This is a genomic window from Streptomyces solicavernae, assembly GCF_029968095.1.
Classification (GTDB): Bacteria; Actinomycetota; Actinomycetes; order Streptomycetales; family Streptomycetaceae; genus Streptomyces; species Streptomyces solicavernae.
The window spans coordinates 403148-429024 of sequence record NZ_JASCIR010000002.1; the positions used below are offsets into that span (position 1 = coordinate 403148).

Below are 25877 nucleotides of genomic sequence, written 5' to 3' on the forward strand. Positions count from 1 at the left end.
GGCCCCGCCATGCAGACAGCGATCCTCCTCTACGAAGGCTTCACCGCCCTCGACGCCATCGGCCCGTACCAGACCCTGAACCCGCTCCCGGACGCCGACGTCGTCTTCGTCGCCGAGCACGCCGGGCCCGTCACCGACGACAACGGCACCCTGACCGTCACCCCGGCCCAGACCCTCGCCGAGGTGGAGCGCCCCGACCTGGTCGTCGTACCGGGCGGGCCGCCGGACAGCGTCGAGCGGCAGATGGCGAACCCGGCGGTGATCGACTGGCTGCGCGCGGCCGACGCCCACAGCACCTGGACGGCCTCCGTCTGCACGGGCTCGCTGCTGCTCGCCGCCGCCGGGTTCCTGAAGGGCCGCCGCGCCACCTCGCACTGGCTGGCCCTGGACGCCCTCAAGACCTTCGGCGCCGAACCGACCGGCGAGCGCGTGGTGTTCGACGGCAAGTACGTCACCGCCGCCGGCGTCTCCTCCGGCATCGACATGGGCCTGACCCTGGCAGGCAAGATCGCGGGCGACCCGTACGCGCAGGGCATCCAGCTGATGATCGAGTACGACCCGCAGCCCCCGTACGACGCGGGCTCACCGGAGAAGGCCCCGGCCGAGCTGGTCGAGAAGTTCCGTGCCGAGGAGGCCGCTCAGGCCTGATCCGCGGCCGGGCTCCAGGTGAACCGCGGCGCCCGGCGCTCCAGGAAGGCGGCGACACCCTCGACGGTGTCGCCGCTGCCGCGCGCCTGCTCGGTCCAGTGCGCGGCCCGGTCGGCGCGGCCCGCCGCGAACTCCTTGGCCGCCGCCTGCGTGAGCAGCGACCGGGAGGCAAGCACCCGCGCGAACTCGCCCACCCGCCCGTCCAGCTCGCCCGGCGCGTGCACCTCGTCCACGAGCCCGGTGCGCAGCGCCCGCGCGGTGCCGATCAGCTCCCCGGAGAACAGCAGGTACTTGGCGGTCGCCGGACCGACCAGGTCCACCAGACGCCGGGTCGACGAGGCCGCGTACACGATGCCCAGCTTGGCCGGGGTGATCCCGAACGACGCGCCCTCCTCGGCGAACCGCAGGTCACAGGCGGCCGCCAACTGGGCGCCGCCGCCCACGCAGTAGCCCCGTACCGCCGCGAGGGTCGGCTTCGGGAAGGCGGCCAGGGCCTCCTCGGCCGTCACGGCGAGGTCCTGCGCCTCGGCCGCCGAGGCCCGCAGGCCCGAGATGTCCGCACCGGCGCAGAAGGTGGGGCCCGCGCCGGTCAGCACCACCACGCGCACCTCGGGGTCGGCCGCGAGCCCGTCCAGGAGCGGCGGCAGCGCGCGCCACATGTCGGTGGTCATCGCGTTGCGCTTGGCCGGGTGGTCGATGACGACGGTCGCGACGGAGCCGTCGGCCGTGTGCCGCAGCCGCGGCCCGGTGAGCTGGGAGTGCGCCATGCGCCGGATGCTATCCGTACGGTGCGAACGTACGATCGGCAAGGGGTGGGCGCAGGCGAGAGCAGCGGCGGGGGCCCCGCCCGAGGAGGCGTTCGATGGCCAAGGACACAGCCAGGCACACAGCCACCGCCGGTGCCGCGGCCCGGGACGGCAGACAGCTCAGGCGCGGCTTCGGCGTGCTCGCCTTCCTCGGCGCGATCCTGGTGGTCGGCGGTCTCGTCGGACTGGTCTACGTCGGCGTCGCCACTCTCACCTCGATGCTCCTCTTCGGCTGGCTGCTGCTCGTCGGCGGCCTCGTCGGGCTGCTGCAGTCCGTGTCGCTGCGCGGCACCAGCGTGTTCTGGCTCGGCGTGGTGGTCGCGGCGCTCAACATCGCGGCCGGCGTGGTCGTCCTGCGCCACCCCGAGGGCACCGCGGAGGCGCTGACCATGTTCGCCGCGCTGCTCTTCCTCACCGGCGGGGTGTTCCGCCTGGCCGGGAGCGTGGTGGTGCGCGGCCCGCACTTCGGCCTGACCCTCGTGCAGGGCGCATTCGGGCTGCTCCTCGGCATCCTGGTGCTCGCCGAGTGGCCGGGCAGCAGCCTGTACGTCATCGGTACGTTCTTCTCGCTCGCGCTGCTCTTCGACGGTCTCGGCCTGATCGCCCTCGGTCTCGGCGGCCGCCGGCTCGTCGGGTACGTGGCGGACTCGGTGACGCCCGGTGGCGCGGAGGCCGGCGGCGTGCCGGAGGACCGCCTGGGCAAGGGGAGCTTGAAGACAGAACAAGACGAGCAGGATCAGTCGTCGACCTGACTCTGGCGCTCGTCTGCGATCAGAAGTCATCGATAGGCGACCAGTTTTGATCACTTCGGCGGTCGGGGGCCGTTCCTCACCACACTCGACCTGTGGCGACAGTCGAGCGCGAGGGCAGGGACCGGACGATGGGCGACCACGGCAGCGCGGCAGCCGACCCGACATCGGCGGCCGCACCGTTGCCGTACGAAGGAGTCTGGCGGTTCACCGCGCCCGCGGTCGACGCCTCGGTCCCGCAGGCCCGCCGAGCGGTGCGCGACCTGCTCGCCCGCCAGGGGGTGCCCGCCTCCGACGACGTCGTCCAGGGCCTCCTGCTGATCGTCTCGGAGCTGGTCACCAACTCCGTACGGCACGCGGCCCTGCTCTCCCCGATGATCGCGGTCGAGGTCGCCGTCGGCGCCGAATGGGTCCGCGTCTCGGTCGAGGACAACCACCCGTACCGGCCCACCGCCCTGGTCGCCGAGGAGAGCCAGACCGGCGGCCGCGGGCTGCTGCTCGTCCGGGAGATCACCAAGGAGGCCGGCGGCGCCTGCGACGCCGAGCACACCGCGACCGGCGGCAAGATCATCTGGGCCGCCCTGCCCCTCAAGCCGACGGGCCCCGCACCCGTGTAGGCCTCGGAAGGTGCGGGGCCCGTGACCGCGCAGGGTCCGGCCGGCCGGTGCTACCAGTTGGCCGACGGCCCCGTCAGCTCCTCGATTGCCGGACGCGCCGCCTGAAGCACCGTCATGAACCAGGCCGAGAACGGCACTTGGTCGTGGCGCACGGCCAGCTCGTCCGCCGTCACGAAGGCGGTCTCGGCGATCTCCTCCGGATCGGGCCGCAGCGGCGCCTGCACCATGCCGACGAACAGGTGGTTGAACTCCTGCTCCACCAGGCCCGAGTCCGGGTCCGGATGGTTGTAGCGCACCGTGCCCGCCTCCGCCATCAGCGAGGGCGACACCCCCAGCTCCTCGTACGTACGCCGCGAGGCCGCCGCGAACGGCGACTCACCGGGGTACGGGTGCCCGCAGCAGGTGTTGGACCACACGCCGGGGGAGTGGTACTTGCCGAGCGCGCGCCGCTGGATCAGGAGCCGGCCGCGCTCGTCGAAGAGGAACACCGAGAACGCCCGGTGCAGCTGACCGGGTGCCCGGTGGGCGGCGAGCTTCTCCGCGGTGCCGATCGTGTTGCCGTCCTCGTCGACGAGTTCGAGCAGGATCTCTGCGGCGGAGCCGTTCGTCGTGTTCGCCGCGGCGCCTTGTGTGATCGGCATAACCATCCTTCGCTTCGGACTTCGACCCCACAAGTCTGCCGTACGCATACGACGCAACCGGACACTTCTCGGCACCGCATGTCACGTCCCGCCCCCGAAGCGCATCGCGCACCCCGGGGGACGGGACGGCAGGCGGCGGCCTCAGACGCCGAACGCCGCCGGATAGCGGACCGTGCCGCGCGGCAGCTCCCGCTCCGAGGCGTCCAGGGCCAGCGCCATCAACGCCTCGTCCGGTACGTCGAAGGCCACGCCCACCCCGAGACCGGAGGCGCGCGTGAAGCCGAACCTCGGGTAGTACTCGGGGTGCCCCAGCACCACCACGAGCCGCTCCTCGCCGCGCGCCCGCGCCGCGTCCAGCACCGCCGCGACGACGGCGGAACCCGCGCCCTGCCCCTGGAACTCCGGCTCCGTGGCGACCGGCGCCAGACACAGCGCAGCCTCGCCACCGACCCGGCAGCGGGTCAGCAGGGCGTACGCGGCGATCCTGCCGTCCGGCCCCTCGGCCACGTACGAGAGCCCGTCGATCCAGGCGTCCGGGTCGGCGCGCAGGGCGTCGACGAGCCGGGCCTCGTCCTCGGTGGGGAACGCCGCCGCGTTGACGGCGTGCACGGCGGTGACGTCCGCCGCCCGCTCGGGGCGCACGCGCCGGCGCGAGCCCCTGAGGACATAGCCGGTGTAGCCGTACTCGCCGCCGTGCTCCGCCCGCATCCGGATCTCCTCGCGGGTGGCGGCCAGCGCCTCGGCCATGCCGGGCGTCCGCGGATCGGCCGCGTCGGCCCGCCGGGCCAGCGGCCCGTAGTACGCCTCCCAGTCGGACTCGGGCTGCGGGTGCACGCCGAGCACGGTGTACCCGGCGGCCGCCGCGGCCCAGCGGTTGGCCGGGCCCGTGCGCAGCGCGTAGTGCCGGTCCCAGAAGGCGCGGGCCTCCCGGGACGGCGCATGGGTGCTCCACTCGCACTCCGTGAGCACCAGTGCGCCCCCGGGCGCGAGCAGTCGGCGCCAGGAGCGCAGCGCGGTGTCGAAGCCGATGCTGTACGCCGAACTCTCCGCCCACACCAGGTCGTACGACCCGTCGGGCAGCGGCAGTTCACCCATGTCGGCGTGGAGGGTGGTGATGCGGTCGGTGAGCCCGCGTTCGGCGGCGGCCGCGTCGAGCTCGGTGAGGAACGGGCGGTGCAGGTCGACGGCGGTCACCTCGGCGCCCGCCTCCGCGGCGAGCAGCAGCGCGGCACGGCCGGGGCCGCAGCCCAGGTCGAGGACGCGCGGCCGCTCGGGCAGCGGCCCGGCGAGGGCGAGGAGGCGCCGGGTGGTGGCGTCGGAGCCGGGGCCCTGCCGGGGGAGTCCGTGGTGCAGGGCGAAAAAGGCGTCGTAAACGGCGTCGTTGTTGTCGGACAACGTGAGAACCCTTTGGGTGGGGTGGGTCCGCGGGCGGCGCTCTCGCCGGTCAGCCGCGAGCCCGGAGCATGGGGACGACCTCGTCGCTGCGCACGGCAGCGCGGAACGCGACAGTCATCAACCCACCTCCAAGATCGATGGCCACGGTATCACGATCGGTGAACACCTGTGCGGGTCGCGCGGGTCGCGCGGGTCGCCCTGGTCAGTGGCAGACCTTCTCGTGCGCCTCGTGCCCGCTCGGTTCCAGCTGGAACGTGCAGTGCTCCACGTCGAAGTGGTCGCCGATGCAGCCCTGCAGCTCGTGCAGCAGCTTCTCGTGGCCCACCGAGTCGAGGATGTCGTGGTCGACGACCACGTGCGCGGAGAGCACCGGCATTCCCGAGGTGATGGTCCAGGCGTGGAGGTCGTGCACGTCCCGCACCCCGGGCAGCTCCAGGATGTGGGTCCGCACCTCGGCCATGTCGACCCCCTTGGGTGCGGCTTCGAGCAGCACGTTCACCGTCTCGCGCAGCAGCTTCACCGTACGGGGCACGATCATCAGGCCGATCACGATCGAGGCGATCGGGTCCCAGGCCTGCCAGCCGGTGAGCACGATCAGGGTCGCCGCGACGATCACGGTGGCCGAGCCGAGGGCGTCCGCGAGGACTTCCAGGAAGGCGCCGCGGACGTTGAGGCTCTCGCGCTGGCCGCGCAGCAGCAGCGTCAGGGAGATCACGTTGGCGACCAGGCCGATCGCGCCGTACACGATCGCGAGCGGCCCGTGCGTCGGCGACGGCTCGATGAACCGCTGCACCGCCTCCACCAGGACGAAGCCGCCGACGCCGAGCAGCAGCAGGCAGTTGGCGAGCGCCGCGAGTATCTCCGCGCGGGCGTACCCGAACGTCCGGTTGCCGGAGGCGGGGCGGTTGGCGAAGTGGATGGCGAGCAGCGCCATCGCGAGGCCGAGCGCGTCCGTCGCCATGTGCCCGGCGTCGGCGACCAGAGCGAGCGAGTTGGCGGTGATGCCGCCGACGATCTGCACCACCATCACGAACACCGTGATGCTCAGCGCGATACGCAGCCGCCCCTTGTACGCGGCCGCGGCCGTACCGGTCAGCGGCGCCCCGTGGCCGTGTCCGTGTCCGTGGTCGTGCCCGGCCCCCATGGGGTCTCCCTCGTCTCGGCGGACGTGCTCGTGAGTCGTGCGTCTCGGCGGACGTGCTCGTGAGTCGTGCCGGTCAGTCGCGCTCGTGGTCGTTCTCTCCGTGCCGGTTCCCCGGCGGCGACAGCCAGTGAACTACGGGGGAGGGGTATGGGGCAACACGGCACTGAACACCGTTGTCATCTGCTCTGACCTGCGGAAATGACTCCAGGTCAGAGAGCTGGCAAGATCGTCCGGGGCGCCGGTCGACGAGGGTGCGATCCGTCGGGAGTTTGTCGGGCGGCCACCCGTTCGAGGATGATGACCCATGCGGTCAGCCCCTTGCAGACCGCGCTTATCGGGCCGTGAACGGGCGGTGAATTACCGCCTCCCATCATCCGATAGCCTTCGCCGACGTGCCGCCCGGCCGTCCCTCGGCCGGAGGCGCCTCGCACGCTGCCCGGCGCCCGCGCGCGCCGACCCCCAAGGAGTGAGTTCGTCTGTCGACCGCCATCCTCACCGGTCAGCCGGTCCCTGGCTCGTCGCTCGAAGGCGACCTGAGGGACCTCGGCTTCGACGTGCGGGTCGCCTCCCGAGCAGCGGACGTGGAGGTCCTGCTCGCCGAGGCCCCGGCGGGCGAGCGGGTCGCGCTCGTCGACGCGGGCTTCGTCGGCCATGCGCACGCCCTGCGCCTCGGCCTGACCGACCCGCGCTTCCCTGCGAGCGCCGTCCCCGGCGCCGTCACCGCGCAGCCGTCCGCCCGCGCCGCCCTGACCCGCGCCGTCCGCGCCGCCGCGCAGGCGCCCGCCGGTGACACGGCCCTGCGTACGGACGTCCTGGCCGACCGCATAGCCGCCGAGCTCACCGCCGACGGAACCGAGCTGCACCGCCCCGAACTCGGCGCCCTCGTCGCCACCGTCCCCGGCGACCCGCAGGCCCGCAACGAGGCCCGCCAGGCCGTCGCCGCCGTGGACGACGAGGACATCCGCCTCCGTACGGCCGTGAAGTCCCGCGACGGGTTCTTCACCACGCACTGCGTCAGCCCGTACTCGAAGTACCTCGCCCGCTGGTGCGCCCGGCGCGGCCTCACCCCGAACCAGGTCACCACCGCCTCCCTCGCCACCGCCCTGATCGCGGCGGGCTGCGCGGCGACCGGCACCCGCCTCGGCTTCGTCGCCGCCGGCATCCTGCTGATCCTCTCCTTCGTCCTCGACTGCACCGACGGCCAGCTGGCCCGCTACTCGCTGCAGTACTCGACGATGGGCGCCTGGCTCGACGCCACCTTCGACCGCGCCAAGGAGTACGCCTACTACGCGGGCCTCGCCCTCGGCGCCGCCCACGCGAGCGGCGGCGGTGGCGACGGCGACGACGTATGGGCGCTCGCGCTCGGCGCGATGGTGCTGCAGACCTGCCGCCACGTCGTCGACTTCTCCTTCAACGAGGCGCATGTCGGAAGCACTGCCGCGACCGCCAACACCAGTCCCACCGCGGCCCTTTCGGGCAGGCTCGACAGCGTCGGCTGGACCGTCTGGGTGCGCCGCATGATCGTCCTGCCGATCGGCGAACGCTGGGCCCTGATCGCCCTGCTCACCGCGGTCACCACGCCCCGTATCACCTTCTGGGTCCTGCTCATCGGCTGCGCCTTCGCCGCCTGCTACACCACGGCGGGCCGCGTCCTGCGCTCCGTGACCCGCAAGGCCCACCGCACCGACCGCGCCGCGAAGGCCCTCGCCGACCTCGCCGACAACGGCCCGCTCGCCGACGCCTTCGCCGCCCTGAAGCCGCTGCCGCTGCCCGCCCCGGCGATCGCCTTCGCCGGGACCGCGCTCCTCGTGGCTGTGGCAGCTCTCACGTCGTACGGCAGCACCTGGGTGATCGTCGTCGCAGCGGTGTACGTGGCGGCCTCCGGCCTCGCGCTCGCCCGGCCCCTCAAGGGCGCCCTGGACTGGCTGGTCCCGCCGTTCTTCCGGGCCGCCGAGTACCTGACGGTCCTGGTGCTCGCGGCCGCCGCGGACGTGAACGGAGCCTTGCCCGCGGCTTTCGGACTGGTGGCCGCGGTCGCCTACCATCACTACGACACGGTGTACCGCATCCGCGGTGACGCCGGCGCGCCGCCGTCCTGGCTGGTGCGCGCGATCGGGGGGCAGGAAGGCAGGACGCTGGCGGTCGTACTCGCCGCCGCACTGCTGCCCGCACCAGGTTTCACCGTCGCGCTCACGGTTCTCGCCGTGGCCGTGGCGCTGGTGGTGCTCGTCGAGAGCATCCGCTTCTGGGTGACCGCCCACAACGAAGGCGCACCCGCCGTACACGATGAAGGAGAACCCGCATGATCGGCCTCGTCCTGGCCGCCGGCGCCGGCAGTCGGCTTCGCCCCTACACCGAGACGCTTCCCAAGGCGCTGGTGCCCGTGGTGGGCGAGGGAACCGAGAACGAGCTCTCCGTCCTCGACCTCACCCTGAAGAACTTCGCCGAGATCGGCCTCACGGAGGTCGGCATCATCGTCGGCTACCGCAAGGAGGTCGTGTACGAGCGCAAGGCCGCCCTTGAGGCGAAGTACGGCCTGAAGCTGACGCTCATCGAGAACGACGTCGCCGAGAAGTGGAACAACGCCTACTCCCTGTGGTGCGGCCGTGACGCCATCAAGCACTCGGTGATCCTCGCCAACGGCGACACCGTGCACCCGGTCTCCGTCGAGAAGACCCTGCTCGCCGCCCGCGGCGACGGCAAGAAGATCATCCTCGCCCTGGACACCGTCAAGGACCTGGGCGACGAGGAGATGAAGGTCGTCGCCGACCCCGACAAGGGCATGCAGCGCATCACCAAGCTGATGGACCCCTCCGAGGCCACCGGTGAGTACATCGGCGTCACCCTCATCGAGGGCGACGCCGCCGAAGAGCTCGCCGACGCGCTGAAGGCCACGTACGAGCGCGACCCGCAGCTCTACTACGAGGACGGCTACCAGGAGCTCGTCAACCGCGGCTTCAAGGTCGACGTCGCCCCGATCGGCGACGTGTCGTGGGTCGAGATCGACAACCACGACGACCTCGCCAAGGCCCGGGAGATCGCGTGCCAGTACTGACGAGGCTCATCCCCTCGCCGGTCGTCGTCGACATCCGCGCCGGAGCCCTGAACGACCTCGCCGGGGTCCTGGCCGACCAGCGGATCTCCTCGTCCACGGGGCGCCTGGCCATCGCGATCAGCGGTGGCTCGGGCGCCGCCCTGCGCGCCCGCCTCGAACCCTCGCTGCCCAACGCCGAGTGGTTCGAGGTCGGCGGCGGCACCCTGGACGACGCGATCAAGCTCGCCGACGACATAAAGAAGACGAACCGCTACGACGCGGTCGTCGGCCTCGGCGGCGGCAAGATCATCGACTGCGCGAAGTTCGCGGCCGCCCGGGTGGGCCTGCCGCTGGTCGCCGTCGCGACGAACCTGTCGCACGACGGCCTCTGCTCGCCGGTCGCGACCCTCGACAACGACGCGGGCCGTGGCTCGTACGGGGTGCCGAACCCGATCGCGGTCGTCATCGACCTCGACATCATCCGGGAGGCGCCGGTCCGCTTCGTGCGCTCCGGCATCGGCGACGCCCTGTCCAACATCTCCGCGGTCGCGGACTGGGAGCTGGCCGCCCGCGAGCGCGGCGAGGACATCGACGGACTCGCGGCCGCCATGGCCCGCCAGGCCGGCGAGGCCGTGCTCCGCCACCCCGGCGGCGTCGGCGACGACGGCTTCCTGCAGGTCCTCGCCGAGGGCCTGGTCCTCACCGGCATCGCCATGTCGGTGTCCGGCGACTCCCGCCCCGCCTCCGGCGCCTGCCACGAGATCAACCACGCCTTCGACCTCCTCTTCCCCAAGCGCGCCGCCAGCCACGGCGAGCAGTGCGGCCTGGGCGCTGCCTTCGCGATGCACCTGCGCGGTGCCCGCGAGGAGTCCCGCTACATGGCCGACGTACTGCGCCGCCACGGCCTGCCCGTGACGCCCGAGGAGATCGGCTTCACCGTGGACGAGTTCGTGCAGGTCGTGGAGTTCGCTCCGCAGACCCGGCCGGGCCGCTACACCATCCTCGAACACCTTGACCTCAACGCCCACCAGATCAGGGACGCCTACGCCGACTATGCAAAAGCCATCGGTAGCTGAGCTCCGGCCGGTCGTTCACCCCCCGGGTGTGAAGGACCGGCGGAGCGGCGAGCACTGGGCCGGCCGGCTCTACATGCGCGAGGTCTCCCTGCGCATCGACCGCCACCTGGTGAACACCAAGGTCACGCCCAACCAGCTGACCTACGTGATGACCCTCGCGGGCGCCCTCGCGGCCCCGGCGCTGCTCGTGCCGGGGATCACGGGCGCCGTGCTCGGTGTGCTCGCGGTCCAGCTCTACCTGCTGCTCGACTGCGTCGACGGCGAGATCGCCCGCTGGAAGAAGCAGTACTCGATGGCGGGCGTCTACCTGGACCGCGTCGCCGCCTACCTGTGCGACGCCGCGGTCCTGGTCGGCTTCGGCCTGCGCGCCGCCGACCTGTGGGGCTCCGGGCGCATCGACTGGCTGTGGGCCTTCCTCGGCACGCTCGCCGCGCTCGGCGCGATCCTGATCAAGGCCGAGACGGACCTGGTCGGCGTGGCCCGCCACCAGACCGGCAAGCCCCCCGTGCAGGAGTCGGCAGCCGAGCCGCGCTCCTCCGGTATGGCCCTGGCCCGCAAGGCCGCCGCCGCGCTGAAGTTCCACCGCCTGATCCTCGGCGTGGAGGCGTCCCTGCTGATCCTGGCCATCGCGGTCGTCGACAGCATCCGGGGCGACCTGTTCTTCTCCCGGCTCGGCGTCGCGGTCCTCGCCGGCATCGCGCTCCTGCAGACGGTGCTGCACCTCGTGTCCATCCTCGTCTCCAGCAGGCTCAAATGACGGCCCCCGCACAGCGAACCGGTCAGCAGCTCAAGGTCGGCGCGGTCATCATCACGATGGGCAACCGCCCCGAGGAGCTCCGCGCCCTCCTCGACTCCGTCGCCAAGCAGGACGGCGACCGGGTCGAGGTGGTCGTGGTCGGCAATGGCTCCCCGGTCCCGGACGTCACAGCGTTCTCGTCGGGTGTACGGACCATCGAACTCCCGGAGAACCTCGGCATCCCCGGCGGCCGCAACGTCGGCATCGAGGCCTTCGGCCCCGGCGGCCAGGACGTGGACGTACTCCTCTTCCTGGACGACGACGGCCTCCTCCCGCGCACCGACACCGCCCAGCTCTGCCGCGAGGCGTTCGCATCCGACCCCGAGCTCGGCATCGTCAGCTTCCGCATCGCCGACCCGGACACCGGCGAGACCCAGCGCCGCCACGTGCCGCGCCTGCGCGCCGCCGACCCGATGCGCAGCTCCCGCGTCACCACGTTCCTCGGCGGCGCCAACGCCGTACGGACGAAGGTCTTCGAGCAGGTCGGCGGCCTGCCCGACGACTTCTTCTACGCGCACGAGGAGACCGACCTCGCCTGGCGCGCCCTGGACGCGGGCTGGCTGATCGACTACCGGGCCGACATGGTCCTGCACCACCCGACGACCGCCCCGTCCCGGCACGCGGTCTATCACCGCATGGTCGCCCGCAACCGGGTCTGGCTCGCCCGCCGCAACCTGCCCGCGCCGCTCGTCCCCGTGTACCTCGGGGTGTGGCTGCTGCTCACGCTCGCGCGGCGGCCCTCGAAGCCCGCGCTCAAGGCGTGGCTCGGCGGCTTCAAGGAGGGCTGGACGAGCCCGTGCGGCCCGCGCCGCCCCATGAAGTGGCGCACGGTCTGGCGGCTGACCCGACTGGGCCGACCTCCCGTCATCTGACAAGCTCTGGTCTGAGAGCATTCGGGCCTAGGGGGTGTCCGGCAGCCCCAGGCCGCGGTTTCCGCTGCGCCCATCCCGGCAGCGCATCTTGAAGACGAAAGTTTCCCCTTGTGAGTGAGACAACGCATGACGGTCCAGTCGCGGTGAGCGCACCACCGTCGCCCGACGACGGCCTCTCCCCGGCCGAACTCGCCGCCAAGTACGGGCTCGCGCAGTCCGGGGCCCGACCCGGGCTCTTCGAGTACGTCGGACAGCTGTGGGACCGCCGGCACTTCATCCTCGCCTTCTCGCAGGCCAAGCTGACCGCGCAGTACAGCCAGGCCAAGCTGGGCCAGCTCTGGCAGGTGGCGACGCCGCTGCTCAACGCGCTGGTCTACTTCCTGATCTTCGGCCTGCTGCTCGGCGGCCGGGGAAACATGGACATCGAGGTGTACGTCCCGTTCCTGGTGACCGGTGTCTTCGTCTTCACCTTCACGCAGAGCTCGGTGATGTCCGGCGTCCGCTCGATCTCCGGGAACCTGGGCCTGGTGCGCGCACTGCACTTCCCGCGCGCCTCGCTGCCCGTCTCGTTCTCGCTGCAGCAGCTCCAGCAGCTGCTGTTCTCGATGATCGTGCTGCTGCTCATCCTGATCGGCTTCGGGCACTACCCGTCCTGGTCCTGGTTCCTGATCCTGCCCGCGCTCGCGCTGCAGTTCGTCTTCAACACCGGCCTCGCGCTGATCATGGCCAGGGCCGGCAGCAAGACCCCGGACCTGGCCCAGCTGATGCCGTTCGTGATGCGTACGTGGATGTACGCGTCCGGCGTGATGTTCCCGCTCGACTACATGCTGACCAAGGTCACCGCCCCGGGCTGGATCGCCGAGGCGCTGCTCGCCAACCCGGCGGCGGTGTACATGGACCTGATGCGTGACGCGCTGATCACCGGCAACGGCTCGGAGGACCTGCCCGGGCTGCCCGAGCACGTCTGGGCCCTCGGCCTGGGCTGGGCGCTGCTGCTCGGTATCGGCGGGTTCATCTACTTCTGGAAGTCAGAGGAGAAGTACGGCCGTGGCTGAGCAGACCCCCGAAGAAGCACAGCAGCCCCGCATCCCGACGGTCATCGCCGACGAGCTGCACATCGTGTACCGCGTCAACGCGGGCTCCAAGGGCAAGGGCAGCGCCACCGCGGCCCTCAGCCGCATCGTGAAGCGCGGCGGCGAAGAGCGCGGCGTACGCAAGGTGCACGCCGTCAAGGGCGTCTCCTTCACCGCGTACCGCGGCGAGGCCGTCGGCCTGATCGGCTCCAACGGCTCCGGCAAGTCCACCCTCCTGCGCGCCATCGCGGGCCTGCTCCCGGCGGAGAAGGGCAAGGTCTACACCGACGGCCAGCCCTCCCTGCTCGGCGTGAACGCGGCCCTGATGAACGACCTGACGGGCGAGCGGAACGTCATACTCGGCGGGCTCGCGATGGGCATGTCCCGCGAGCAGATCCGGGCGCGCTACCAGGACATCGTCGACTTCTCCGGCATCAACGAGAAGGGCGACTTCATCACCCTGCCGATGCGCACCTACTCCTCCGGCATGGCGGCCCGCCTGCGCTTCTCCATCGCCGCCGCCAAGGACCACGACGTCCTGATGATCGACGAGGCCCTGGCCACCGGCGACCGCAAGTTCCAGAAGCGCTCCGAGGCCCGCATCCGCGAGCTGCGCAAGGAGGCCGGCACGGTCTTCCTGGTGAGCCACAACAACAAGTCGATCCGCGACACCTGCGACCGTGTCCTGTGGCTGGAGCGCGGCGAGCTCCGCATGGACGGCCCCACGGACGAGGTGCTCAAGGAGTACGAGAAGTTCACCGGCAAGTAGCACATTCAGGCCAGGGCCCCACTGGCCGCGTCCCGGCGGGGCCCCGGCCGTCAACTCCCGTACGAAAGCGGAATGTTGACCCGGAAATCCGCGCCGACCTGCGGCGCGGCGCACCCCCGGAACACCGCGCGGCGGCGTACAACGTAAGCTGGGCTGGTCGGCGGCGTGTCCGAAATGAGCCGTCTCGGGTTGGCAGTGTAGAACGGGAGATGTGACGGCAATGGCTACGGAAAGCATCCTCCGCCCCAATGCCCCCGCCGTCCCCGCGCCGGGCAGCACCCGGTGACGGGAGGCAGGGCGGCGCGCCCCGCCCTCCCGGAGCGCGCGACTCTCGACAAGGCTGCCGACGAGAACTTCCCGGTGGCCCCGTTCTTTCTGCCCCGCGCCTGGCGCGACGACCTCCTCGCGATCTACGGCTTCGCCCGGCTCGTCGACGACATCGGCGACGGCGACCTCGCCCCCGGCGGCGCCGACGCCCGCCTCCTCGGCCTCGACCCGGCGGCCGCGGAGGACCGGCTCGCCCTCCTCGACGCGTACGAGGCCGACCTGCGCAGGGTCTTCGGCTCCACCCCGAACCACCCGCTGCTCAGGCGCCTCCAGCCCACGGTCCGACGCCACCGCCTCACGCCCGAGCCGTTCCTCGGCCTGATCGCGGCCAACCGCCAGGACCAGCTGGTCAGCCGGTACGCGACGTACGACGACCTGCTCGCGTACTGCGAGCTCTCCGCCAACCCGGTCGGCCGCCTCGTCCTCGCCGTCACCGGCACCACGAGCCCCGAGCGCCTCCGCCGCTCCGACGCCGTGTGCACCGCGCTGCAGATCGTCGAGCACGTCCAGGACATCGCCGAGGACCTGACCCGGGACCGGATCTATCTGCCCGCCGAGGACATGACCCGCTTCGGCGTGCAGGAGTCCGACCTCGCGGCGCCCGCGGCCACCGCGAACGTGCGGGCCCTGACCGCCTTCGAGGCGGAGCGCGCCCGCGGCCTGCTCGACGAGGGCGCGCCGCTGGTGCACAGCGTGCGCGGACGGCTCCGGCTGCTGCTCGCCGGCTTCGTCGGCGGCGGCCGCGCCGCCCTGCGCGCCGTCGAGGCCGCCCGGCACGACGTACTCCCCGGACCGCCCAAGCCGACCAGGGCCGGGCTGCTGCGTGAGGTCGGGGCGACCCTGCGAGGTGAGGGGTGAGCGAAACCATGGGTGCCGCAGCCGACACGGACAACGACGCACCGCCGACCGCGCCGGTGCTCGCCGCATACAGCTACTGCGAGGCCGTCACCGGCGGGCAGGCGCGCAACTTCGCGTACGGCATCAGACTGCTGCCGACGCCCAAGCGGCGCGCCATGTCCGCGCTGTACGCGTTCTCGCGGCGGGTCGACGACATCGGTGACGGCACGCTCGCCCCCGACGTCAAGCGCACCCGCCTGGAGGCAACCCGGCAGCTGCTCGACCGCATCAGGGACGGCGCCGTCGACGAGGACGACACCGACCCGGTCGCCGTCGCCCTCAGCCACGCCGCGCGCACCTTCCCGATCCCGCTCGGCGGCCTCGACGAACTCATCGACGGCGTCCTCATGGACGTACGCGGCGAGACCTACGAGACCTGGGACCAGCTGAAGACGTACTGCCGCTGCGTCGCCGGGGCCATCGGGCGGCTCTCACTCGGCGTCTTCGGCACCGAGCCGGGCGCACACCAGGCCGAACGCGCCCCGGAGTACGCCGACACACTCGGACTCGCCCTCCAACTCACCAATATCCTCAGGGACGTTCGGGAAGACGCCGAAGGCGGCCGCGTCTATCTGCCCGCCGACGACCTCGCCAAGTTCGGCTGCACCGACGCCTTCCGCGGACCGAAGCCGCCACAGGACGCCGACTTCGCCGGGCTCGTGCACTTCGAAGTGCGCCGCGCCCGCGCCCTGTTCGTCGAGGGGTACCGGCTCCTGCCGATGCTCGACCGCCGCAGCGGCGCCTGCGTCGCCGCCATGGCCGGCATCTACCGCCGCCTCCTCGACCGCATCGAGCGCGACCCCGAGGCCGTCCTGCGCGGCCGCGTCTCGCTGCCCGGCCACGAGAAGGCGTACGTCGCCGTGCGCGGCCTCTCCGGGCTCGACGCCCGGCACATCGCCCGCAGGACCACGAGGAGGCGCGCATGAGCGGGTACGAGAGCAAGTCCGCCGTCGTCGTCGGCGGCGGCCTCGCCGGGGTCACCGCCGCGCTCGCGCTCGCCGACGGCGGACTGCGCGTCACCCTCCTCGAAGGCCGGCCGCGCCTCGGCGGGCTCGCATTCTCCTTCCGGCGCGGCGAGCTCACCGTCGACAACGGCCAGCACGTGTACCTGCGTTGCTGCACCGCTTACCGCTGGTTCCTCGACCGGATCGGCGGCGCCGCGCTCGCCCCGCTGCAGGACCGGCTCGACGTCCCCGTGCTCGACGCCGACCGGATGCGGCTCGGCAGGCTTCGCCGCACCGCGCTGCCCGTGCCCCTGCACCTCGCCGCCGGCCTCTCCACGTACCCGCATCTCTCCCTGGCCGAGCGCGCCAAGGTGGGCCGCGCCGCGCTCGCCCTGAAGGCGCTCGACCTCGACGACCCCGCCCTGGACGGACAGGACTTCGGGTCGTGGCTGGCCGCGCGCGGGCAGTCGCCGCGGGCGGTCGAGGCGCTGTGGGACCTGGTCGGCGTGGCCACCCTGAACGCCACCGCCCGGGACGCCTCGCTCGCCCTCGCCGCCATGGTCTTCAAGACCGGCCTGCTCACCGACCCGGGCGCCGCCGACATCGGCTGGTCCCACGTCCCGCTCGGCGAACTCCACGACACCCTCGCCCGCAAGGCCCTGGCCGAGGCCGGAGTGCGGGTCGAGACCCGGGCCAAGGCCGGTTCCCTCTCCCGTACGGAGACCGGCAGTTGGCGCGTCACGGCCGAGGGCGAACGCCTTGACGCCGACGCCGTCGTGCTCGCCGTACCGCAGCGCGAGGCCCACGGCCTGCTGCCCGAGGGCGCGCTCGACGACCCCGGGACGCTGCTCGCCATCGGCACCGCGCCGATCCTGAACGTCCATGTGCTGTACGACCGCAAGGTGCTGAAGAGGCCGTTCTTCGCCGCGGTCGGCTCGCCGGTGCAGTGGGTCTTCGACCGCACCGACGCCTCCGGGTACGGGGGCGGGCAGTACCTCGCCCTGTCCCAGTCCGCCGCGCAGGACGAGATCGACGCACCCGTCGCCCGGCTGCGCGCCCGCTATCTGCCCGAACTGGAGCGGCTGCTGCCCGCGGCACGCGGCGCCCACGTACGGGACTTCTTCGTCACCCGGGAGCGCACCGCGACCTTCGCTCCCACCCCCGGCGTCGGCCGCCTGCGGCCCGGCGCCCGCACCGAGGCACCCGGCCTGTACCTGGCCGGCGCGTGGACGGCCACCGGCTGGCCCGCGACCATGGAGGGCGCCGTGCGCAGCGGGACCACCGCGGCACGCGCCGCGCTCTCCGCCCTGAGCCGCCCCCACGACCATCTCTTTCAGGAGGCGGCATGAGCAGCAGCAGTACCGGATCTAGAGGAGAGACTGTGCCGACTGTGCCTTCGGCTGCCGGCGTCGCGGACGACGTGGACGACGTGGACGGCGTGGACATCAGCGGGGTGCTCGACCGCGGGCGCACCCTGGCCACGCCGGTGCTGCGCGCCGCCGTGGACCGCCTCGCGCCGCCCATGGACACCGTGGCCGCGTACCACTTCGGCTGGATCGACGCCGAGGGCCGGCCCTCCGCGGGCGACGGCGGCAAGGCGGTACGCCCGGCCCTGGCGCTGCTCTCCGCCGAGGCCGCAGGGGCCGCGCCCGAGGTGGGCATCCCCGGCGCGGTCGCCGTCGAGCTCGTGCACAACTTCTCGCTGCTCCACGACGACCTGATGGACGGCGACGAGCAGCGCCGCCACCGCGACACGGTGTGGAAGGTGCACGGCCCGGCGCAGGCCATCCTCGTCGGCGACGCCCTGTTCGCCCTCGCCAACGAGATCCTGCTCGAACTGGGCACCGTGGAGGCGGGCCGTGCCACCCGCCGGCTCACCACCGCCTCCCGGAAGCTGATCGACGGCCAGGCCCAGGACATCAGTTACGAGCACCGCGAGCGGGTCACCGTCGAGGAGTGCCTGGAGATGGAGGGCAACAAGACGGGCGCCCTGCTCGCCTGCGCGGTCTCCATCGGCGCGGTCCTCGGCGGCGCCGACGAGCGCACCGCCGACGCCCTGGAGCGCTACGGCTACCACCTGGGCCTCGCCTTCCAGGCGGTGGACGACCTGCTCGGCATCTGGGGCGACCCGGAGGCCACCGGCAAGCAGACCTGGAGCGACCTGCGCCAGCGCAAGAAGTCGCTGCCCGTGGTGGCCGCCCTGAGCGCCGAGGGCGAGGCCGCCGAGCGGCTGGGCGAACTGCTCGCCGCCGACGCCAAGAGCAGCGACTTCGAGAACTTCTCGGAGGAGGAGTTCGCCGCCCGCGCCGCCCTCATCGAGGAGGCGGGCGGCCGCGACTGGACCGCCCAGGAGGCACGCCGCCAGCACACGATCGCCGTCGAGGCCCTCGACAGCGTGGACATGCCGGAGAAGGTCAGACGGCAGCTGGTCGCCCTGGCCGACTTCGTCGTCGTACGAAAGAGATGATCACCATCCGCGTCACCCGCAGCACCCTCATATGAATCGCGGTCGCCGGCCGGTGCGCTGACCAGCACCACACCAGCACGAGCAGCACGCGCAGCAGAGCAGCAAGAGCGGCACGAGCAGCACGGCAGCCACCGGCCGACGGCGGACCCCAGCACAGCAGCACTTCGAGAGTTCACGAATCTGCACGGAGGGGAAGCCATGACAGCGACGACCGACGGAAGCGGCGGGGCGTTCGGGCCCCGCGCGGCCGCGGCCAGGGAGACCGAGGAGAGCCCCGACACGTTCGAGGCGGCCCTCAGAGCCACCGAACGCGCCACCCGGCTGCTGTTCTCGCGGCAGCACAGCGAGGGCTGGTGGAAGGGCGACCTTGAGACGAACGTGACGATGGACGCGGAAGACCTGCTTCTGCGCCAGTTCCTCGGCATCGGGGACGAGAGGACCACCCGGGCCGCCGCCCTGTTCATCCGCGGCGAGCAGCGCGCCGACGGCACCTGGGCCACGTTCTACGGCGGGCCCGGCGAACTCTCCACCACCATCGAGGCGTACGTCGCCCTGCGCCTGGCCGGGGACGCGCCGGACGCCCCGCACATGGCGCGGGCCTCCGCCTGGATCCGCGCCCGCGGCGGCATCGCCTCGGCCCGGGTGTTCACCCGGATCTGGCTGGCCCTTTTCGGCTGGTGGAAGTGGGACGACCTGCCGGAACTGCCGCCGGAACTCATCTGGTTCCCGAAGTGGTTCCCGCTCAACATCTACGACTTCGGCTGCTGGGCCCGGCAGACCATCGTGCCGCTCACCATCGTCTCCGCGAAGCGGCCGGTCCGCCCCGCGCCGTTCCCGCTCGACGAGCTGCACACCGATGCGCGCGTACCGAATCCGCCCAAGCCCCCGGCGCCGTTGGCGAGTTGGGACGGGCTGTTCCAGCGGCTCGACCAGGCGCTGCACGCGTACCAGAAGGTGGCCGTGCCGGGGCTCAGGCGGATGGCGATGCGCGCCGCGGGCCGCTGGATCATCGAGCGGCAGGAGAACGACGGCTGCTGGGGCGGCATCCAGCCCCCGGCCGTGTACTCCGTCATCGCCCTGCACCTGCTCGGCTACGACCTCGACCACCCGGTCCTGCGCGAAGGGCTCGCCTCACTCGACCGGTTCGCGGTCCGGCGGGAGGACGGGGCGCGGATGATCGAGGCCTGCCAGTCGCCCGTCTGGGACACCTGCCTCGCCACGATCGCGCTCGCCGACGCGGGCGTGCCCGCCGACGACCCGCGCCTGGTGAAGGCCGCCGACTGGATGCTCGCCGAGCAGATCACCCGGCCCGGCGACTGGTCGGTGCGCAGGCCCGGGCTCGCCCCCGGCGGCTGGGCGTTCGAGTTCCACAACGACAACTACCCGGACATCGACGACACCGCCGAGGTCGCCCTCGCGCTCCGCCGCGTACGCCACCCCGACCCCGCCCGCGTGGACGCGGCGATCCGCCGGGGCATGGACTGGACGCTCGGCATGCAGTCGAAGAACGGCGCCTGGGCCGCCTTCGACGCCGACAACACCAGCGCCTTCCCCAACCGCCTCCCGTTCTGCGACTTCGGCGAGGTCATCGACCCGCCCTCCGCCGACGTCACCGCGCATGTCCTGGAGATGCTGGCGTATGAGGGCCGGGCGTCCGACCCGCGCGCCCGGCGCTCCCTCGCGTGGCTGCTCGCCGAACAGGAGGCCGGCGGTCCGTGGTTCGGGCGCTGGGGCGTCAACTACCTGTACGGGACCGGCTCGGTGGTGCCCGCCCTGGTCGCCGCAGGGCTGCCCACCGCGCACCCGGCGATCCGGCGGGCGGTGACCTGGCTGGAGTCGGTGCAGAACGAGGACGGCGGCTGGGGCGAGGACCTGCGGTCGTACGCCGACCCTGCGTGGGTGGCGAGCGGCGAGTCCACCGCCTCGCAGACCGCCTGGGCCCTGCTCGCCCTGCTGGCCGCGGACGAGCGGGGCTCCAAGGCCGTCGAGCGCGGCGTGGCCTGGCTCGCCGGGACGCAGAACGACGACGGGACCTGGGACGAGCCGTACTTCACCGGCACCGGGTTCCCGTGGGACTTCTCGATCAACTACCACCTGTACCGGCAGGTCTTCCCGCTGACCGCGCTCGGCCGGTACGTCCACGGCACGGGACACGGGCCGGGACACGGGCCGGGACACGGGCACGGGCCGGGACACGGGGCGCCTTGATGGCTGCCGCGGAGCGCGTACCGCCGCTGCTCATCGCCTGTGCGCTGCGCATCGAGTGCCTGGCGCTGCGCACGGGCGAGCGCGGCGCCGCGTCCGGGCCGCGCACCGTCGTACGGACCGGCATGGGCCCGAAGGCGGCCGAGCGTGCGGTGCTGCGCACGCTCGGTGACCCGGCCCACGAGGAGGCCGCGGTCGTCGCCACCGGGTTCTGCGCGGGGCTCGCCCCCGGCATGCACCCCGGTGACCTGGTGGTCGCCGGGCAGACCCGGGACGGACACGGCACGACGTCCTGCGACGCTCCGGAGCTGCTGGTGAAAGAGCTGGTCAGGGTCGTTCCGGGACGCACTGTGCACACCGGCCCGCTGATCGGCTCCGACCATGTGGTGCGCGGCCACGAGCGGGCCGAACTGCTCGCCAGGGGCGCCATCGCCGTCGACATGGAGTCCGCGGCGACGCTGCGCACGGCGGTACGGGACGGGCCCCGCCCGGTTGCGGCCGTACGGGTGGTCGTGGACGCTCCAGAACATGAACTGGTCCGGATCGGCACGGTACGCGGTGGAATATCGGCTTTCCGCGTACTTCGTGCAGTACTTCCGGCTTTCTCTGAATGGCACCGTTCTTTGCTGCTCCCCAGGAGGTGAGCGAGTTATGGCCATGCCGATTCGGCAGTCCATCAAGGTGGCGACGTACCTCTTTGAACAGAAGCTCCGCAAGCGGGACAAGTTCCCGCTGATCGTCGAGCTCGAACCGCTCTTCGCCTGCAATCTGAAATGCGAGGGCTGCGGAAAGATCCAGCACCCGGCGGGGGTTCTGAAGCAGCGCATGCCGGTCGCGCAGGCCGTCGGCGCGGTTCTGGAGTCCGGTGCGCCGATGGTGTCCATCGCCGGCGGCGAACCGTTGATGCACCCTCAGATCGACGAGATCGTACGGCAGTTGGTGGCGAAGAAGAAGTACGTCTTCCTGTGCACCAACGCGATGCTGCTCCGCAAGAAGATGGACATGTTCACGCCCTCGCCGTACTTCGCGTTCGCCGTGCACATCGACGGGATGCGGGAGCGGCACGACGAATCCGTCGCCAAGGAAGGCGTGTTCGACGAGGCGGTCGAGGCCATCAAGGAGGCCAAGCGGCGCGGCTTCCGGGTCACCACCAACTCGACCTTCTTCAACACCGACACCCCGCAGACCGTCATCGAAGTGCTGAATTTCCTCAACGACGATCTGCGGGTGGACGAGATGATGCTCTCGCCCGCCTATGCCTACGAGAAGGCGCCCGACCAGGAGCATTTCCTCGGCGTCGAACAGACCAGGGAACTCTTCAAGAAGACCTTCGCGGGCGGGAATCGCGGCCGCTGGCGGCTCAACCACTCGCCGCTCTTCCTGGACTTCCTCGAAGGCAAGGTCGACTTCCCGTGCACGGCCTGGGCCATTCCGAACTACTCGCTCTTCGGCTGGCAGAAGCCCTGCTATCTGATGAGCGACGGCTATGTGCCGACGTACCGGCAGCTCATCGAGGACACCGACTGGGACGCGTACGGCCGCGGCAAGGACCCGCGCTGCGCGAACTGCATGGCGCACTGCGGGTACGAGCCGACGGCCGTGCTCGCCACCATGGGCTCCCTCAAGGAGTCCCTGCGGGCGATGCGGGAGACCGTCTCGGCCCACCGCGGCTGACCCCGGGACGCGGCCGGCCGGAGGCGGCCGGCCGCGACCGCCGGGAGGCAGTGCCGTTCGAGAGGAGAACCAGTGAGGACGGACGGACCGGGCAGCGGGTTCGACCTGGGGGCGCTGCTCGCCGCCCGCGGCGCCGAACGCTACGAGCTGCACGCGCGGCACCTGAACCACCAGCTGCCGCGGATGCTGCACACCATCGGCTTCGACAAGGTCTACGAGCGGGCCGAGGGCGCGTACTTCTGGGATGCGGACGGGCACGACTACCTCGACATGCTCGCCGGGTTCGGCGTGATGGGCGTCGGCCGTCACCACCCCGTCGTACGCAAGGCGCTGCACGACGTCCTCGACGCCTCCCTCGCCGACCTCACCCGCTTCGACTGCCAGCCGCTGCCCGGACTCCTCGCCGAGCGGCTGCTCGCACACAGCCCGCACCTGGACCGGGTGTTCTTCGGCAACAGCGGTACGGAGGCGGTGGAGACGGCGCTGAAGTTCGCCCGGTACGCCACCGGGAAGCCGCGGATCCTGTACTGCACGCACGCCTTCCACGGCCTGACCGCCGGCGCGCTGTCGGTCAACGGCGAGTCCGGTTTCCGCGACGGGTTCGCGCCGTTGCTGCCCGACACGGCGATCCCGCTCGGCGATCCGGACGCGCTGGCACGGGAGTTGCGGCACGGCGACGTGGCCGGGCTCGTCGTCGAGCCGGTCCAGGGCAAGGGGGTGCACGCGTCCCCGCCCGGATTCCTGCGCGCCGCCCAGGAGTTGCTGCACCGCCACAAGGCGCTGCTGATCGCGGACGAGGTGCAGACCGGGCTCGGCCGGACCGGCGACTTCTACGCGTACCAGCACGAGGACGGGGTCGAGCCGGACCTGGTGTGCGTGGCGAAGGCGCTCTCCGGCGGGTATGTGCCGGTCGGCGCGACCCTCGGCAAGGACTGGATCTTCCAGAAGGTCTACTCGTCCATGGACCGGGTCCTGGTGCACTCGGCGAGCTTCGGGTCCAACGCCCAGGCCATGGCCGCCGGGCTCGCGGTCCTGTCGGTGATCGAGGACGAGCAGCTGGTCGCCCACGCGCGGGCCACCGGGGACCTGCTCAAGGCCCGGCTTGCGGCGCTCGTCGACCGCTATGAGCTGCTGCACGACGTGCGGGGCCGGGGCCTGATGATCGGCATCGAGTTCGGGCGGCCGTCCTCCCTGCGGCTGCGCAGCAGGTGGGCCGCGCTGCAGGTGGCCCGCAAGGGTCTGTTCGCGCAGATGGTCGTCGTACCGCTGCTGCAGAAGCACCGCATTCTCACGCAGGTATCCGGGGACCACCTGGAGGTGATCAAGCTGATTCCGCCGCTGGTCGTGGGGGAGCGGGAGGTCGAGCGGTTCGTCACCGCGTTCACGGCTGTGATGGACGAGGCACACAGCGGGGGCGGCCTGATGTGGGACTTCGGGAGGACGCTCGTGAAGCAGGCCGTCGCGGGCCGCTGAGCTCTTTTGCCTGTGGGGCAAAAAGTTTGCCCCACAGGCATGGCTCTGGCTGAATCGACGGTATGAGCCCCGCCGATCCGGAGGCGGCACCGGACCTGCCTGCCGTCGTCGCCCCGCAGCTGCGCGCACTGCGCCGCCGCTCCGCGCTGACCCTGGAGGCCGCGGCCCGCACCGCCGGACTCTCGCCCGCGCACCTCTCCCGCCTGGAGACCGGTCACCGCCAGCCCTCGCTGCCGGTGCTGCTCTCGCTCGCGCGTATCTACGGTACGACGGTCTCGGAGCTGCTCGGCGAGACGGCCGCCGACCGGGACGCGGTGGTGCGCTCCGCCGACATGGAGCCGACGGCGGCGGGCGGCTGGACGTACTGGCAGGCGGGCGCCGCGGGCCGGGGCATGCAGGCGCTGCGCGTGCACGTGCCGCGCGGCGCGCAGGGCGACATCGTGCGGGTGCACCCCGGCGAGGAGTGGCTGTACGTACTCGACGGGCGGCTGCGGCTGCACCTCGGGGACACCGCGCACACCCTCGCCCCGGGCGACAGCGCGCACTTCGACTCGCTCACCCCGCACCGGATCGGGGCCGCCGACGAGGGCGGCGCCGACCTGCTCTTTGTCCACACGCTGCTGCAGAGCCCGGCCACCGCGCTGTGCCTGGGCGGGCCCACTCAGGGAGAACCGCGATGACCACCGAGGGAACCACCGAGGGAACCACCGAGGACAAGCCGCAGAAGCCCGGCCGCAGCTCCATGGAGGAGAAGTTCCCCCGCGGGCTGTGGGTCCGGCTGATCATCTACGTGGCCGTCGGCCATCTCTTCTCGGCCTTCGTGTATCTGCTGTTCACGCTGGGCGGGCAGAGCCAGTGAGCTTGCACGGCTCGCACGGCTCGCACGGCTTGCACGGCTCGTACGGCTCGTCTCAGTCCAGCAGGTTGGCCCGCAGCCGTTCCCGTACCGCCGGAGTGACCTTCAGGCCCTCCTCCAGGTAGCGGTCCACCGTGCCCCATGTCTCCTCGATCGTGGTGAACGCCGCCGCCAGGTACTCCGCGCGGGCGTCGAAGAGCGGGCTGAGGAGTTCCATCACCTCGGGCGACATCGCGTCCGGGGACGTGCTGCTGCGGTGCACCTTGTAGCGGCGGTGGGCGGCGTTCGACTGGAGGTAGTCCTCCTCGATCGCCGCGCGTTCCACGCCGACGGCGAGCAGGGTGACGGCGATGGACAGGCCCGCGCGGTCCTTGCCGGCGGCGCAGTGCATCAGGGCGGGCACGCTGTCGTCCGCCATCGCGTGCAGCACGCGGCTGTGCTCGGCGGTGCGGTCCTTGATGATCGCGCGGTACGAGGTGATCATCCGGTTCGCCGCGAGGCCGTCGGAGAGCAGTGCGCGGAGCTCGGCTATGTCGCCCTCGCGGACCATCTTCCAGAACTCGGCGCCGTCGGCCGGGTCGGTCAGCGGCAGGTTCACATGGCGTACGCCGGGGAGGGCGACGTCGTGGCCGTCCAGCTTCTGGTCCGCGGCATTGCGGAAGTCGAAGATCGTGTGCAGGCCGAGGGAGGAGAGGAATCCCGCGTCGGCCTCGGTGGCGTGCGCGAGGTGACCGCTGCGGAAGAGACGTCCCGCCCGCACCCGCCGTCCGTCCGCGGTCGGCAGCCCGCCCAGATCACGGAAGTTGCGTACTCCGGCGAGTTCGGGCTCGGTCGACGGGACCTGCTGCGTCACGGGGGCTCCTCCCATTCGGCCGCCGACGCTGCTCGCCGGCGGGGCGCGTGTTCGACGATACGACACGGGCCACCGCAGCCCGTGGCGTAATAACGGCACATTCGGCACTTCGCCTTCAATGTCCGTTTAAGGGTGTTCGCGGTAACTGGCCCTGGAGTAAAGGGTGGTGGGGTATTCCGTGGTGAGCGGGATCATATTCGTGACCGTGCGTGGCGATCTCCGCCGGGCAATTTCCTTGCGGGCGAGTGCCTTTGCGCCATGCGTATCGACGGAGTGTGACCGTGAATTCGAAAAAGGATCACCGTTCCACAATGGCCCGGGAATTGAATGCTTGTCGCCCCGCTCATCGCTCCATTAAGTTCGCCGACGTCCGGGTGGACGCCCAATCCTGCCGCCGCTCGGATTTCCGCACACCCACCCGTGCACGGCAGGAGCGGGGGACCCACGGTTCAATGCCGGATCCGGTCCACCGGAGCGGCTTGGGGTGAAGTCGCGGCGACGCGGCCGGGCATCTCCAGCCCGAACCCGACAGCTCACCTCGCAGGCGCCGGAGAGGAATTC

Annotated in this window: 25 protein-coding genes and 1 riboswitch; of the genes, 20 read left to right on the top strand and 5 right to left on the bottom strand. The window is 71.8% G+C overall.

Annotated elements, in window-relative coordinates; genetic code table 11:
- The first annotated feature begins 9 nt into the window (after positions 1-9).
- Positions 10-648: a DJ-1/PfpI family protein gene (locus tag QIS99_RS04200; protein WP_282510473.1), complete on the top strand. Its 639-nt coding sequence runs from the start codon at positions 10-12 to the stop codon at positions 646-648.
- Here the strand turns inward: QIS99_RS04200 and QIS99_RS04205 are convergent.
- The gene (locus QIS99_RS04205) at positions 639-1415 is read right to left on the bottom strand and encodes an enoyl-CoA hydratase/isomerase family protein (RefSeq protein WP_282510474.1); all 777 of its coding nucleotides are present in this window, start codon (positions 1413-1415) and stop codon (positions 639-641) included. The two genes, QIS99_RS04200 and QIS99_RS04205, sit on opposite strands and share 10 nt — an antisense overlap.
- A gap of 95 nt (positions 1416-1510) precedes the next feature.
- Here QIS99_RS04205 and QIS99_RS04210 point away from each other — a divergent pair, with 95 nt between their 5' ends.
- Together QIS99_RS04210 and QIS99_RS04215 are read left to right on the top strand one after the other, a co-directional pair.
- Positions 1511-2206, top strand: coding sequence for an HdeD family acid-resistance protein (locus QIS99_RS04210; protein WP_282510477.1), 696 nt, complete (start codon positions 1511-1513; stop codon positions 2204-2206).
- A 92-nt stretch (positions 2207-2298) separates the two neighbouring features.
- Entirely contained in the window at positions 2299-2820 is a 522-nt protein-coding gene (locus QIS99_RS04215) for an ATP-binding protein (protein WP_408909474.1), read from the top strand.
- A 50-nt stretch (positions 2821-2870) separates the two neighbouring features.
- Here the strand turns inward: QIS99_RS04215 and idi are convergent, their stop codons facing one another.
- The 3 genes from idi to QIS99_RS04230 all read right to left on the bottom strand — a co-directional run bounded on the left by idi (position 2871) and on the right by QIS99_RS04230 (position 6000).
- Positions 2871-3461 carry an isopentenyl-diphosphate Delta-isomerase gene (idi, locus tag QIS99_RS04220; protein WP_282510478.1) on the bottom strand — a complete coding sequence of 197 codons (591 nt, stop codon included), beginning with the start codon at positions 3459-3461 and terminating at the stop codon, positions 2871-2873.
- Between the two features lie 141 nt (positions 3462-3602).
- Positions 3603-4856 carry a bifunctional class I SAM-dependent methyltransferase/N-acetyltransferase gene (locus QIS99_RS04225; RefSeq protein WP_282510480.1) on the bottom strand — a complete coding sequence of 418 codons (1254 nt, stop codon included), beginning with the start codon at positions 4854-4856 and terminating at the stop codon, positions 3603-3605.
- 202 nt (positions 4857-5058) lie between these two features.
- Positions 5059-6000, bottom strand: a complete 942-nt coding sequence (locus QIS99_RS04230) for a cation diffusion facilitator family transporter (protein ID WP_282510482.1) — start codon at positions 5998-6000, stop codon at positions 5059-5061.
- A gap of 476 nt (positions 6001-6476) precedes the next feature.
- On the opposite strand from QIS99_RS04230, the gene QIS99_RS04235 reads away from it, so the two are divergent.
- The 17 genes from QIS99_RS04235 (at position 6477) to QIS99_RS04315 (ending at position 24466) form a co-directional block, all read left to right on the top strand.
- Positions 6477-8306, top strand: a complete 1830-nt coding sequence (locus QIS99_RS04235) for a DUF5941 domain-containing protein (RefSeq protein WP_282510789.1) — start codon at positions 6477-6479, stop codon at positions 8304-8306.
- Positions 8303-9055: a phosphocholine cytidylyltransferase family protein gene (locus QIS99_RS04240; RefSeq protein ID WP_282510484.1), complete on the top strand. Its 753-nt coding sequence runs from the start codon at positions 8303-8305 to the stop codon at positions 9053-9055. The genes QIS99_RS04235 and QIS99_RS04240 overlap by 4 nt, the downstream gene beginning before the upstream one ends.
- Positions 9043-10110: an iron-containing alcohol dehydrogenase family protein gene (locus QIS99_RS04245; protein ID WP_282510486.1), complete on the top strand. Its 1068-nt coding sequence runs from the start codon at positions 9043-9045 to the stop codon at positions 10108-10110. The genes QIS99_RS04240 and QIS99_RS04245 overlap by 13 nt, the downstream gene beginning before the upstream one ends.
- Entirely contained in the window at positions 10088-10867 is a 780-nt protein-coding gene (locus QIS99_RS04250) for a CDP-alcohol phosphatidyltransferase family protein (protein WP_282510488.1), read from the top strand. The genes QIS99_RS04245 and QIS99_RS04250 overlap by 23 nt, the downstream gene beginning before the upstream one ends.
- On the top strand, positions 10864-11778 hold the full coding sequence (locus QIS99_RS04255; RefSeq protein ID WP_282510491.1) for a glycosyltransferase family 2 protein: 915 nt from the start codon (positions 10864-10866) through the stop codon (positions 11776-11778). The genes QIS99_RS04250 and QIS99_RS04255 overlap by 4 nt, the downstream gene beginning before the upstream one ends.
- Positions 11779-11888: 110 nt before the next feature.
- Positions 11889-12833, top strand: coding sequence for an ABC transporter permease (locus QIS99_RS04260; RefSeq protein WP_282510493.1), 945 nt, complete (start codon positions 11889-11891; stop codon positions 12831-12833).
- Positions 12826-13620, top strand: coding sequence for an ABC transporter ATP-binding protein (locus QIS99_RS04265; protein ID WP_282510495.1), 795 nt, complete (start codon positions 12826-12828; stop codon positions 13618-13620). The genes QIS99_RS04260 and QIS99_RS04265 overlap by 8 nt, the downstream gene beginning before the upstream one ends.
- A 282-nt stretch (positions 13621-13902) precedes the next feature.
- The gene (hpnC, locus tag QIS99_RS04270; RefSeq protein ID WP_282510497.1) at positions 13903-14805 is read left to right on the top strand and encodes a squalene synthase HpnC; all 903 of its coding nucleotides are present in this window, start codon (positions 13903-13905) and stop codon (positions 14803-14805) included.
- Positions 14806-14813: 8 nt separating this feature from the next.
- Positions 14814-15770, top strand: a complete 957-nt coding sequence (gene hpnD / locus QIS99_RS04275; RefSeq protein WP_282510499.1) for a presqualene diphosphate synthase HpnD — start codon at positions 14814-14816, stop codon at positions 15768-15770.
- Complete coding sequence (hpnE, locus tag QIS99_RS04280) at positions 15767-17137, top strand: hydroxysqualene dehydroxylase HpnE (RefSeq protein ID WP_282510501.1); 1371 nt, start codon at positions 15767-15769, stop codon at positions 17135-17137. Before hpnD ends, hpnE begins: the two co-directional genes overlap by 4 nt.
- Positions 17134-18255: a polyprenyl synthetase family protein gene (locus QIS99_RS04285; protein WP_282510502.1), complete on the top strand. Its 1122-nt coding sequence runs from the start codon at positions 17134-17136 to the stop codon at positions 18253-18255. Before hpnE ends, QIS99_RS04285 begins: the two co-directional genes overlap by 4 nt.
- A gap of 198 nt (positions 18256-18453) precedes the next feature.
- A complete protein-coding gene (gene shc / locus QIS99_RS04290; protein WP_282510505.1) occupies positions 18454-20463 on the top strand; it encodes a squalene--hopene cyclase in 2010 nt (669 codons plus the stop codon).
- Complete coding sequence (locus QIS99_RS04295; RefSeq protein ID WP_282510507.1) at positions 20463-21104, top strand: phosphorylase family protein; 642 nt, start codon at positions 20463-20465, stop codon at positions 21102-21104. The genes shc and QIS99_RS04295 overlap by 1 nt, the downstream gene beginning before the upstream one ends.
- Positions 21105-21111: 7 nt before the next feature.
- Positions 21112-22134 carry an adenosyl-hopene transferase HpnH gene (gene hpnH / locus QIS99_RS04300; RefSeq protein ID WP_282510509.1) on the top strand — a complete coding sequence of 341 codons (1023 nt, stop codon included), beginning with the start codon at positions 21112-21114 and terminating at the stop codon, positions 22132-22134.
- A 72-nt stretch (positions 22135-22206) separates the two neighbouring features.
- Positions 22207-23607, top strand: a complete 1401-nt coding sequence (locus QIS99_RS04305; protein WP_282510511.1) for an aspartate aminotransferase family protein — start codon at positions 22207-22209, stop codon at positions 23605-23607.
- A 62-nt stretch (positions 23608-23669) separates the two neighbouring features.
- Entirely contained in the window at positions 23670-24287 is a 618-nt protein-coding gene (locus QIS99_RS04310) for a helix-turn-helix domain-containing protein (RefSeq protein WP_282510514.1), read from the top strand.
- Positions 24288-24349: 62 nt separating this feature from the next.
- Positions 24350-24466, top strand: coding sequence for a DUF6126 family protein (locus tag QIS99_RS04315; RefSeq protein WP_282510790.1), 117 nt, complete (start codon positions 24350-24352; stop codon positions 24464-24466).
- A 52-nt stretch (positions 24467-24518) separates the two neighbouring features.
- On the opposite strand, the gene QIS99_RS04320 is transcribed toward QIS99_RS04315, so the two are convergent.
- The gene (locus QIS99_RS04320; RefSeq protein ID WP_282510516.1) at positions 24519-25316 is read right to left on the bottom strand and encodes a tyrosine-protein phosphatase; all 798 of its coding nucleotides are present in this window, start codon (positions 25314-25316) and stop codon (positions 24519-24521) included.
- 401 nt (positions 25317-25717) lie between these two features.
- Positions 25718-25876, top strand: a riboswitch (cyclic di-AMP (ydaO/yuaA leader).
- Position 25877: the final 1 nt, after the last annotated feature.